This window comes from Rhodococcus sp. NPDC054953 (genome assembly GCF_053609225.1).
The window spans coordinates 38,753-51,476 of sequence record NZ_JBSGXD010000020.1 but is presented as its reverse complement, the minus strand read 5'-3'; the positions used below and the strand labels follow the sequence as shown (position 1 = coordinate 51,476).

At 72.9% G+C, this 12,724-nt stretch carries 1 protein-coding gene (only partly in view); it reads right to left on the bottom strand.

What is annotated here, in order from left to right:
• Nucleotides 1-12,724, bottom strand: partial view of a non-ribosomal peptide synthase/polyketide synthase gene (locus ACWF62_RS14625; RefSeq protein WP_452630469.1) — the 5' end (the start) only. Its footprint begins 30,698 nt before the window's first position; only the first 12,724 of its 43,422 coding nucleotides appear in the window; the start codon lies at nt 12,722-12,724; its stop codon lies beyond the left edge, outside the window.

The following is a 12,724-nucleotide window of genomic DNA, read 5'->3' as shown; positions in this document are numbered from 1 at the left end:
GGGAGGTGGTCAGCACGCAGACCGGTGCCGCGGAGTCGAGCACGTAGCCGTTGCGTTCGGCCGGGTGATCCGGGTCCAGCGGCACGTACGCGCCGCCCGCCTTGAGGATCGCGTACATGCCGACGAGCAGGTCGATGGACCGGCGAATCGACAGGCCCACCAACGATTCCGGGCCGACACCCAGACCGATGAGGTGCCGGGCGAGCCGGTTGGCGCGGGCGTCGAACTCCGCGTACGTCAGCTCCTCGCCCTCGAAGGCGAGGGCGACCGCGTCCGGGGTGCGGGCCACCTGCGCGTCGAACAGCGCGGCGAGGGTGTCCTCGCCCGCCGCCACCTCCGGCACCACGTGCGCGGTGTCGTTCCAGGTGTCGAGCACCAGGGCGCGCTCGTCGGCGGACACGAGCGCAATGTCGCCGACCGCGACCGCCGGGTCGGCGGCGACGGCGGCGAGAACGGCGGTCAGCCGGGCCGCGAACGCCTCCGCGGTGGACCGGTCGAACAGGTCGCTCGCGTAGGTGAGGACGACGTCGATGTCGCCGGGAGCACCCTGCGCGTCGGTGGTGTCGGTGACGGTGAGCTGCAGGTCGAACCGGGACAGCCCGGTCTCGAACTCGGCGGGCGCCACCGTCAGTCCGGGCAGTTCCAGTGCGGCGCGGGTGACGTTCTGGAACCACAGCGACACCTGGAACAGCGGGTGGTACGCCGCGGATCGGGTCGGGTTCAGCGCCTCGACGAGCCGCTCGAACGGCACGTCGGTGTGCGTGAACGCGGCGAGGTCGCGTTCACGTACCCGGCCGAGCAGGTCCGCGAAGGACGCGTTCTCGTCGACCTCGGTGCGCAGCACCAGGGTGCCGACGAACATGCCGACGATGTCGTCGAGGGCGGCCTCGCCGCGGCCGGCGATCGGGGTGCCGACGGCGATGTCCTCGCTGCCGGACAGCCGGGCCAGCAGCACCGACAGGGCCGCGTGCACGACCATGAACAGCGTCGAGTTCGTCGCCCGCGCAACGCCGAGCAGGCGGGCGTGCAGGTCGGCGTCGAGGGTGAACGCGACGTCGCCGCCGCGGTACGACTGCTGCGCCGGGCGCGGCCGGTCGGTGGGCAGCTCCAGCAGGTCGGGCAGGTCCGCGAGCGCGCCGCGCCAGAATTCCAGCTGCCGGGCCGCGAGGGACTGCGGATCGGTCTCGTCGCCGAGCAGCTCGCGCTGCCAGATCGCGAAGTCGCCGTACTGCACGGGCAGCGGCGCCCACGCCGGCGCCTCCCCGGCGGTGCGGGCGGTGTAGGCGACCATCAGGTCGCGGGCCAGCGGCGCCGACGACCAGCCGTCGAAGGCGATGTGGTGCAGGACGAAGACCAGGACGTGGGTGTCGACGCCGTCCGTGTGCGCACTGCCGGTCTGCAGCAGGCGGACCCGCAGCGGCGGCGCGGCGGTCACGTCGAACGGGGCGGTCGCCAACGCGACCACTTCCCGTTCGAGGTCCTGCTCGGCGACCACGGTGACCTCGAGGTCCGCGGCCGCCGCCACCTGCTCGGCGGGCAGCACCACCTGCAGCGGACCGGTGTCCGCGTCCGGGTACACGGTGCGCAGGGTCTCGTGCCGGTCCAGGACGTCGCGCATCGCCGCGCGCAGCGACGGCACGTCCAGGTCGCCGGTGAGCCGGATCGCGAACGGCATGTTGTAGGCGGCCGATTCGGCGTCGAACCGGTTCAGGAACCACATCCGCTGCTGCGCCAGCGACAGCGGCACCTCGGCGTCGTGGACGCGGGCGGTCAGCGCCGGACGATCCGTGCGACGCTCGGCGTGTTCGACACGACCGGCGAGTTCGGCGACGGTCTGGGCCTCGAACAGCGCGGCGACGGCGAGCTGCACGCCGAATGCCTCGTTGATCCGGGAGATCACCCGGATTCCGGCGAGCGAGTTGCCGCCGATGTCGAAGAAGCTCGCGGTGGCGCCGACCCGCTCAATACCGAGCACCTCGGCGACGATCCCGGCGACGATCTCCTCGACCGGAGTGCTCGGCGCCACGTACTGGTCCGAGTGCAGCAGGTCCAGGTCCGGGGCGGGGAGCGCGCGACGATCGACCTTGCCGCTCGCATTGAGCGGCAAGGCATCGAGCGCGACGAACGCCGCCGGGACCATGTAGGTGGGCAGACGTCGGCCGAGCTCCCGCTTGACGTCGGCCGTGTCGAGCCCGGTGCCGACGAGGTAGGCGACCAGCTGGTCGCCTGCGTGGGCATCACTGTGCAACGCGACGACGCACTGGTCGACGCCGTCAAGGGCCAGGAGCGCGGACTCGATCTCGCCGAGCTCGATCCGCTGGCCGCGGAGCTTGACCTGGAAGTCGGAGCGGCCCACGTACACGAGCTCACCGACGCTGTTCCAGCGGACGAGGTCGCCGGTGCGGTACATCCGGGAGCCGTTGTCTCCGAACGGGTTCGCGACGAACCGTGCGGCGGTCTGGTCGACCATCGCACCGTAGCCGCGGCCCACGCCGATGCCCGCGACGTAAAGCTCACCCGTGATCCCCGCGGGTGCCGGTCGCAGCCGCTCATCGAGCACAAACAGGTCGATGCCCGGGACCGGCCGGCCGATCGGCGTGGTGGCACCGTCCGTGGCCGACACGGCCTGGAAGGACACGACGTCGGATGCCTCGGTCGGTCCGTAGCTATTGACGATCCGCACGCCCGCCGCGGTCAGCTCGGAGAACGCCGCCGGACGCAGCGCCTCGCCACCGAGGAACACCACGTCGAGCGATGCGAGGACATCCGCTGTGTCCGCGTCGACTACGGCCTCGAAGGCGCTCGGCGACATGTTCGCCACCCGGACACCGGCGGTCACCGCGGCCAGGATCTCCCGCGGATCGAACTGCTCGGTTGCCAGATGCACGGTGCCGCCGGACGCCAGCGTGGCCCACACGTTCTTCTGGGTCAGGTCGAAGCTCGGCGACGACGCGATGAGCACCCCGTCGCCGACCGCGAGGCTCAGCTCACCGGCGTACCAACGGACGGTGTTCTCGATACCGGCCATCGCGACGATCGTCGGCTTCGGCCGACCGGTCGACCCGGAGGTCGAAATGACGTACCCGGCCCGCGCACCCGCTGCGGGTTCCCGCCAGCGGTCGGGCAGAGCCGCGGTGCCGGTGGCACCGAGCTGATCGATGACCACGACCGGCACGCCGACGTCGTGCTGGGCGGCCCAGTCGCCCCGCGCGACGAGTGCGCGGGCGCCGATGTCGGTCAGCAGCGACTCGACACGGTCCAGCGGCCAACTCGGGTCGACGGGTACGTAGGCCGCACCGGCCTTCCACGCCGCGACCATGCCGACGACCCAGTCCAGGGAGCGCGGCAGCACCAGCGCAACCACCGTGTCCGGGCCGACGCCCTGGGCGACGAGGCGGGCCGCCAGCGACTCCGCGCTGGCGTCGAGCTCGCCGTAGGTGCAGCTCGCGTCGCCGACGACCACCGCTGCGGCGTCGGGGTAAGCCCGGACCTGTCCCGCGATACTCGCCGACAACGACTCCGCTGCCTGCTCCGCCGCCGGCCCGCGGGACCAGGCCAACACCCGCTGTGCTGCGGCCTCGTCCAGCAGCGCGACATCGCCGATCGCGGAAGTGGGATCGGCAAGTACGCCTGCGAGCAGGGTCGTGTACCAGCGGGCGAACCGCTGGACCGTCGACTCGTCGAACAGGTCCGTCGCGTACAGGAACGTGACGTCGTAGCCGCCGCCCGCCTGCTCGCCGACGGTGACCTCGAGGTCGAACTTCGACACCGCGGTCTTGATGCCCTCCGCCGCGACGGTCAGGCCGGGCAGGTCGATGCTGGGGTCGGTGAAGTTCTCGAGCGCGAACTGCACCTGGAACAGCGGCGAATGCGCCGTCGAGCGCACCGGGTTGAGCACCTCGACGAGCCGCTCGAACGGCACGTCGGTGTGCTCGAACGCGGCCAGGTCGCGGCCGCGGACCTGCGCGAGCAGATCCGTGAACGACGCCGCGCCGTCGACCGTGGTCCGCAGCACCAGGGTGTTGACGAACATGCCGACGAGCTCGTCGAGCGCCTTCTCGCCGCGGCCGGCGACGGGGGTGCCGAGGGCGATGTCGGACTCGCCGGAGATCCGGGCGAGCAGCACCGCGAGCACCGACTGCAGCACCATGAACGGCGTCGAGCGATGCGCGTGCGCGAGGTCGTCGATCGCGCGGCGGGTCTGCGCGTCCAGCGGGAACTGCACGCGAGCACCGATTCCGGACTGCTCCGCCGGGCGCGGGCGGTCCGAGGGCAGGTCGAGAACATCGGGCAGCCCGGCAAGCTCGCCGGTCCAGAAGCCGATCTGCCGCGCGGCCAGCGACTCCGGGTCCCGCTCGTCGCCGAGCAGCTCGCGCTGCCAGATCGCGAAGTCCGGGTACTGCACCGGCAGCGGCGCCCACACCGGCGGCACCGACTGGGTGCGGGAGGTGTAGGCCAGCACCAGGTCCCGCGCCAGCGGCGCCAGCGACCAGCCGTCGGTGGCGATGTGGTGCATCACCAGGGTCAGCACGTGCTGATCGGCATCGAGCTCGAACAGGAAACCGCGGACCGGGATCTCGCGGGTCACGTCGAAGCCGGCGGAGCCGAGTTCGAGTGCACGGGAATGCAGTTCGGCCTCGGTGACCGCGATCGGGGTGAGGTCGAGATGCACCTGCGACAGCGGAAGCACCACCTGCTCGGGCCCGTCCACGGTCTCCGGGAACACGGTGCGCAGCGCCTCGTGGCGGCCGAGCACATCCCGCAGCGCCTCCGCCATCGCGGCGGTGTCGAGATGCCCGGACAACCGGATCGCGAGCGGCACGTTGTAGGTGCCCGCCGCCGGGTCGAGGCGGTTGAGGAACCACATCCGCTGCTGCGCCAGCGACAGCGGGATCCGGGCCGGGCGATCCGCCGCGACCAGCGGCAGCCGGTCCGCGGTTCCGGTCGCGGCGTGCTCGGCGCGCAGCGCGAGCGCGCCGACGGTCGGCGCCTCGAACAGGTCCCGGACACCGATCGTGGTGCCGAGGGCGGCGTTCACCCGTGCGGTGACCTTGGTGGCGATCAGCGAGTTGCCGCCGAGGTCGAAGAAGTCGTCGGTCAGGCCCGCGCGCGCGACCCCGAGGACCTCCGCGAACACATCGGCGACGAGCTCCTCCACCGGGGAGGTGGGCGCGACGTACTCCGTTGTCGTCGAGGCGAATACCGGCGCGGGCAGCGCGCGGCGGTCGAGCTTGCCGACCGGGGTCAGCGGCACCACGTCGAGGACCACGATCGCCGACGGCACCATGTAGGCGGTCAGGGACCGGCCGACGAACTCGGTGAGCTCGGCGGTGTCGATCGTCGCCCCGGGCGCCGGGCGCACATAGGCGACGAGCTGCGTCTGCCCGTGCTCGTTGTCGACGCCGAGGGTGGCCGCGAAGTCCACCGCCGGGTGCGCGGTCAGCGCGGCGTCGATCTCGCCGAGCTCGATCCGGAAACCGCGGACCTTCACCTGGAAGTCGGAGCGGCCGAGGTACTCGACCGTGAGAGCCGTCTCATCCCCCGGCGCCGCCGGGATCCAGCGCACCAGGTCGCCGGTGCGGTACATGCGCTCGCCCGGCGCCGCCGGGTTCGCGACGAACCGTTCGGCGTTCAGCGCGGGCCGGGCATGGTAGCCGCGGGCCAGGCCGACACCGGCGATGTACAGCTCACCGGTCGCGCCGACCGGAACCACCCGCAGCCGCTCGTCGAGCACCAGCAGCTGGGCACCGCGGATCGGGCCGCCGATCGTGATCGTCTGCCCCGGCGCCATCGGGTCGCTGATCGCGGCCATGATCGTGGTCTCGGTCGGGCCGTAGCCGTTGTACAGCCGCCTGCCCGGCGCCCACCGGGCGACGATCTCGGCGGGCACCGCCTCGCCGCCCGCGACCAGGTGCTGCAGGCTGTCGAGCCCGGCCGGGTCCACCGACGCCAGCGCGGACGGGGTGATGAAGGCGTGGGTGACCTGCTCGGCGACGATCAGGTCGTGCAGTTCGGCGCCACCGAACACGGTCGGCGGGGACACCACCAGGGTGGCACCGGAACCGAACGCCATCGTGTACTCGAGCACCGACGCGTCGAAGCTCGGGGACGCGACGTGCAGCACCCGGGACGCGGCGGTGACGCCGTAGCGTTCCCGCTGCTCGACGGCGAAGTTCGCCAGGCCGGTGCGGGTGACGACGACACCCTTCGGCAGGCCCGTCGACCCCGACGTGTAGATCATGTACGCGGGCTGCTCGAGGCGCCCGGCCCCGAGCCGGTCCGCGTCGGTCAGCGGCGCGGCGGACCGGGCCGCGGCCTCCGTCGCGAACTCGTCGGTGTCGACGACCAGCCACTCGGTGCCACCGCCGGGCAGCAGCGCCCGTTCGGCGGCGACGGTGAGACCGATCCGGGCGCCGGAGTCGGTGAGCATGTGCTCGATCCGGTCGAGCGGATAGTTCGGGTCGACCGGGACGAACGCGCCACCGGACTTGAGCACCGCCCACATCGCGACGATCGACTGCAGCGACCGGGTCATCCCCAGTGCAACAAAGGTTTCCGGCCCGACGCCGCGGTCCACGAGGATCCGGGCCATCCGGTTGGACCGCTCGTCGAGCTCCCGGTAGGTCAGTTCCTGCCCGGCGAAGGAGACAGCTGTCCCCTCGGCGTTGTCGGCACACGCCTGCCCGAACAGTTCGAAGCCGCGGTGCACCGGCGTCGCGGGCAGCCCGCGGACCGGCGCGAGCCGCGCCCGCTCCGCGCCGTCGAGGATCTCGATGCCGCCGACCGGCGCCGACGGGTCCGCGACCACGGCGGCGAGGATCCGAGTGAACCGCGCCATCATCCGCAGCACCTCGTCGCGACCGAAGACGGTCGGCAGGAACTTGACGGTGAAGCGCAGCGCCGGGTCCTGCAGCGCCACCAGCGTCAGCGGGTAGTGGGTGGCGTCGTTGACGCCGATGTCCCGCACCCGCATGCCCGCGATGTCGGTGGCCGCGGACAGCGCGTCCCGGTCCACCGGGTACGACTCGAACACGGCGAGGGTGTCGAACAGGGCGCCGAGACCGGCGGTCCGCTGGATGTCCGTCAGGCCCATGTGATGGTGGTCGAGCAGGTCCGCCTGCTCGACCTGCAGCCGCCGCACCAGTTCGGTGATCGGCTCGGCCTCGTCCAGGTGCACCCGCACCGGCAGCGTGTTGATGAACAGGCCGACCATCGTCTCGATGCCGGGCAGCTGCGGGGGACGCCCGGACACGGTGGCACCGAACACCACGTCGGTGCGCCCGGTCAGCCGCGCCAGCAGCACGCCCCAGGCGGCCTGCACGATCGTGTTCGCGGTGACCCCGAGGTCCCGCGCCAACGCGACGACCCCGGCCTCCACGGCGGCGTCGAGGGTGACCTCGACCTCCTCCGGCACCGGCAGCGCCGCGACCGGATGCCCGGACGCGAGCAGCGTCGGCTCCTCCAGCCCGGACAGGGCCCGCGCCCACGCGTCCCGCGACACCTGCGGGTCCTGCCGGTCCAGCCACTCCAGGAACTCCCGGTAGGACCGACCGCGGGTCAGCACCGACCGGTCCCCGGCCACCGCGTACAGCGCGAGCAGGTCCTGCAGGATCAGCGGCAGCGACCAGCCGTCGAGCAGCAGGTGATGGTTCGTGATCGCCAGCCGGTAGCGGTCTGATGCGGTGCGCACCAGCAGCATCCGCACCAGCGGCGGCGCGGCGACGTCGAACCGGGCCACCCGGTCCGCGTCGATCAGCCTGGCGGCCTCCGCGTCGGCGTCGGGGTGCCCGGCCAGGTCGACGAGCGTGAACGGCACCGTCGCGTCGTCGACGACGACCTGCGCCGGGACGCCGGAGTCGTCGTAGACGAACGCGGCCCGCAGGCTCGGATGCTGGTCGACCAGCGCCTGCCCGGCGACCCGCATCCGGTCGGCGTCGACGACGCCGCCGAGGTCGAGGACGATCTGCGCGGTGTACACGTCGACGGACTGGTCGGTCAGCGTCGCGTGGAACAGCAGACCGGACTGCAGCGGTGACAGCGACCAGACGTCGGACAGCGACGGGTAGCGCAGCTCCCAGCCGTCGATCTGCTCCTGCGTCACCGACACCAGCGGCAGGTCCGACGGGGTGCGCCCGCCGGTGTGGTCGGACGCGGCGAGGGCGGCGAGGCCGTCGAGGGCCCGCTGCCACAGCCCGGCCAGTTCGGCGACCGACCGCTCGTCGAGCAGCCCGGCCGCGTACGCGAACGTCGCGGTGAGCCGGACCCCGTCGGCGGCGTCGGCGGCGATCGCGTCGATCGCCAGCGCCGCGGACAGCGGCATGTCCGCGTCCCGGTGCGCGCCGGTGCCGAGCGAATCGCCGTCCGGCATCCAGCCGACGCTGCGCAGTTCGGCGGGGATGTCGCCCGCGGACAGCCTGCCCAGGTAGTTGAACGCGATCTGCGGGCGTGCCCAGCCGCGCATCTGCCCGGCGGTGTCCTCGTTCAGGTAGCGCAGCAGGCCGTACCCGATGCCGTGGTCCGGCACCGAGCGCAACTGCTCCTTGACCCGCTTGATCGCGGCCGCGGCGGCGGGGCCGCCGGTGAGGGCGTCGTCGACGTCGACGTCGCCGAGATCGAGCCGCATCGGGAAGACGCTGGTGAACCAGCCGACCGTCCGGGACAGGTCGGCGCCGGGGACGACGGCCTCCTCGCGGCCGTGCCCCTCGAGGTCGATCAGCGTGGACGCGGCGTCCTGGCCGCGGTCGCGACGCCACGCGGCGACCGCGATCGCGAGACCGGCGAGCAGGGCGTCGTTGACGCCGCCGCGGAACTGGGCGGGCAGCGTCGTCAGCAGCGCCTCGGTGGTTGCGGCGGACAGCTCCACCTCAACCCGCTGCTCGGTGCCCGCGACGTCGACGGCCGGGTCGAGGGCCCGGGCGCCGAGCAGCGGGTCCGGTCCGTCGACGATGCCCCGCCAGCTGTCGAGTTCGGCGATCCGGTCCGGGGCCTGCGCCGCCTCGATCAGGCCGTGCGCCCAGCGGCGCATCGACGTCCCGACCTCGGGCAGCACGGGGGCCGCGCCGGACGCGATCTGCAGCCACGCCATCGCGAAGTCCGGCACCAGCGCACGCCAGGACACCCCGTCGACGGCGAGGTGGTGAATCACCGCGAGCAGTCGGTCGCCGCCGGCGGCACCGGGCGCGCCGGTCAGCCGGACGAACCGGGCCATCACCCCGGCGGCCGGGTCCAGCAGGCCCGCCGCTGCCGCGGTCTCCGCCCCGACCTGGGCGGTGAAGTCGGCGGTGCCGGGAGAGGCGACCGCGGCGACCTCGGCAATCAGGTCGGCGGCCGACACGCTGCCGACCGGCCGGGCAACGAACGCGGCGTCTTGCCCGGCGCCGGTCAGCTGCGCGCGCAGCAGGTCGTGCCGGTCCAGCACCGCCTGCACGGTCGCGACGACCCGATCCTGGGCGGCGTCCTCCGGCAGCACCAGGACCAGCGCCTGCGCGAAGCCGGCGTAGTTGCCCAGGTCCAGCATCGACCGGACGACCGGGGTCAGTGGCAGGTCGCCGACGCCGCCGCCGGGCAGCTCCTCCAGCCGGGCCGGGGCGTCGGCACCGTCGTCGGCGATCCGCGCGACCTCGGCCAGCCCCGCGACGGTGCGGCGTTCGAACACGTCCCGCGCGGTGAACGACAGGCCAGCGGCCTTCGCCCGGGAGACGAGCTGCATCGACACGATGCTGTCGCCGCCGAGTTCGAAGAAGCTGGCGTCGACGCTGACCCGGTCCAGGCCGAGGACCTGCGCGAAGATCGCGGCGATCCGGTGCTCGAGGGGGGTGCTCGGGTCCCGGTGCTCGGCCGTCGCGGTGACCAGCTGCGGTTCCGGCAGCGCGGCCCGGTCGAGCTTGCCGTTCACGGTCAGCGGGATCTCGTCGAGGACGACGACGGTGCTCGGCACCATGTACTCGGGCAGCTGCCCGCCCGCGTGCGCGAGCAGCGCTGCGGTGTCGATGTGCTCGCCCTCCACCGGCAGCACGTAGGCGACGAGCAGGCTCTGCCCGGCCGCCCCGGTGCGGACCTGCGTGGTCGCGAAGTCCACCGACGGGTGACCCGCGAGGACGTCGTCGATCTCGCCGAGCTCGATGCGGAAGCCGCGGACCTTCACCTGGAAGTCGGAGCGGCCGACGTAGTCGAGGTCGCCGTCGGCGGTCCACCGGACCACGTCGCCGGTGCGGTACATCCGCTGCCCGGCCGCGCCGTACGGGTTCGCAACGAACCGCTCCGAGCTCAGCGCGGCGCGGCCGTGGTAGCCGCGGGCCAGGCCGGGGTTGGCGATGTACAGCTCGCCCGCCACCCCGATCGGGGTCGGGCGCAGCTGCGCGTCGAGAACGAGGGCGTGCACGCCCCGCATCGGGGCGCCGATCGTGACCGGCATGTCCGGGGTCAGCGGGTCGGTGATCGTGACGATGACGGTGGTCTCGGTGGGGCCGTAGGCGTTGCGCAGCCTGCCGTCCCAGCGGGCCGCCAGCTCCGGCGGAAGCACGTCGCCGCCGGTGACGACGCGGACCAGTTCGTCGAGGCCCTCCGGGTTCAGCGTCTGCACCGCGGGCGGGGTCGAGACCAGGGTGGTGACGTGCTCGGCGGCGAGCACCGCGGCGAGGTCGTCGCCGCCGAGCACCGTCGGCGGGGTGACGACGAGGGTCGCGCCGTGCGCGAACGCGGCGAGCATCTCGCCGAACGCGGCGTCGAAGCTCGGCGACGCGAAGTGCGCGACGCGGGCGTCGGGGGTGACCGAGTAGGTGACCCGCAGGTCCGCGGCCAGTGTGGACAGGCCGAGGTGCGGGACGACGACGCCCTTCGGCCTGCCGGTGGAGCCGGACGTGTAGATGACGTAGGCGGGGTTCGCGGGCCGGATCGGGGCCAGCCGGTCGGCGTCGGTGACGCCGTCGCCGGACTGCGCCGCGCACAGCGCGTGCAGGTCGTCGGAATCCAGGACCAGCCAGTCCACCGAGTCGGGCAGGTCGGCGCGGTGCGCGGCGAGGGTCACGCCCTCGACGATCTGCGAGTCGGTGACCATGTGCGCGATGCGGTCGGCCGGGTAGTTCGGGTCGATCGGCAGGTACGCGCCGCCCGCCTTGGCGATGGCCCACACCGCGAGCACCGATTCGAGGGACCGGGGCGCGGCGAGCGCGACGAAGCTCTCCGGCCCGACGCCGCGGTCGACGAGGACGCGGGCCAGCCGGTTCGCGCGGTCGTCGAGCTCCCGGTACGTCCACTCGGTGCCGTCGAGGGTGACCGCGACCCGGTCGGCGTGCTGCCGCGCGGTCTCGGTGAGGATGTCGGCGAGGACCCGCGGCTCGGTGGCCGCCTCGCCGCGGCGATCGGAGAGCCAGACGACCTCCGCTTCCCCGACGTACTCGAGGTCGGCGACGGTCGCGTCCGGGTCGGCGGCGACGAACCGGGCGAGGAAGTCGAAGAACCGCTCGTGGTGCCGCTCGATCTCCTCGCCGGTGTAGCGGGCCGGGTTGCCGATGAAGTCGATGTGGGTGCTGCCGGTGCCGGTCTCGTACAGGTTCAGCATCAGGTCGTCGACCGGGCCGGACGACAGCACGTGCAGGTGCGAGGTCATCTCGCCGAGGCGCAGGTCGCCGAGGCCCATCATGATGTTGACGACGGGACCGAAGTAGGCCCGCTCCGCGCCATGAACGCCCAGGTCGCGGCGGATGTCCTCGGCGCGGTACCGCTGGTGCCGCAGGGCACCGACGATCTGCACCTGCACGGACTCGACGAGGCTCGCGATCGAGGTGTCGGCGGCGACGGTGACGCGCAACGGCACCACGTTCGACACCATGCCGCCCGCGCGGCGCATCGCCGCGGTGGTGCGGGCGGACACCGGCAGCGACAGCAGGACGTCCTCGGTGCCGGTCATCCGGCCGAAGTAGGCGGCGAACGCGGCGATCGTGGCGGGGGCCAGCGACGGGCCGCCCTCGGTCATCCGGTCGACGGTGCCTGCGGCGAGCGGTGCGCTGGCGACCCGGCTCAGCGCCTGCGGCGGCGCCTGCCGCGGCGCGAAGGTGACCGGCTCGGGCAGGCCCCGCGCGATCTCGCCCCAGTAGGTGCGGTCGGTGTCGAAGCGCGTCGACTGCCGGTACTTGTCCTCGGCCTGGTACAGCTCGAACAGCCCGTCGTTGCGTTCGGCGGGCAGCTCGGCGCCGGCGAGCGCCTCGGTGTACAGCTCGGCCGTCCTGGTCATCAGGGTGATCGCGCCGAGGCCGTCGAGGGCGACGTGGTGGCAGCGGGCATACCAGTAGTGGTGATCGGGGCCGACGGTGATCAGGGCGCAGCGGATCAGCGGGTCGGCGAGCAGGTCCAGCGGCGCGGTGTACTCGAACCGCATCCAGGCCTGCGCGGCGGCGACCGGGTCGGCCTCGGCGGAGAAGTCCAGGCGAATCAGCGACTGGTCGATCGTGCGGTCGACCATCTGGTAGGGGCGTCCGTCGACGTCGAGGATGCGGAGGTAGCCGGATCCGAGTTCCTTGCCGACGACGACGAGGGCGCGCTCGAGCAGGTCGACGTCGAGTGCACCGCGAAGCTCGACGTACTGCGCCATGTTGATCGGCACGTCGGGATTCAGCTGCTGCGAGAGCCACAGTCCGAACTGGGCGGCCGAGAGGGGGAACGCGCCGGCGGGGACACCCACCGTCTCCCCCGCCCGTGCTCCCACGTTCGTCGTCGCCTCGTCCAC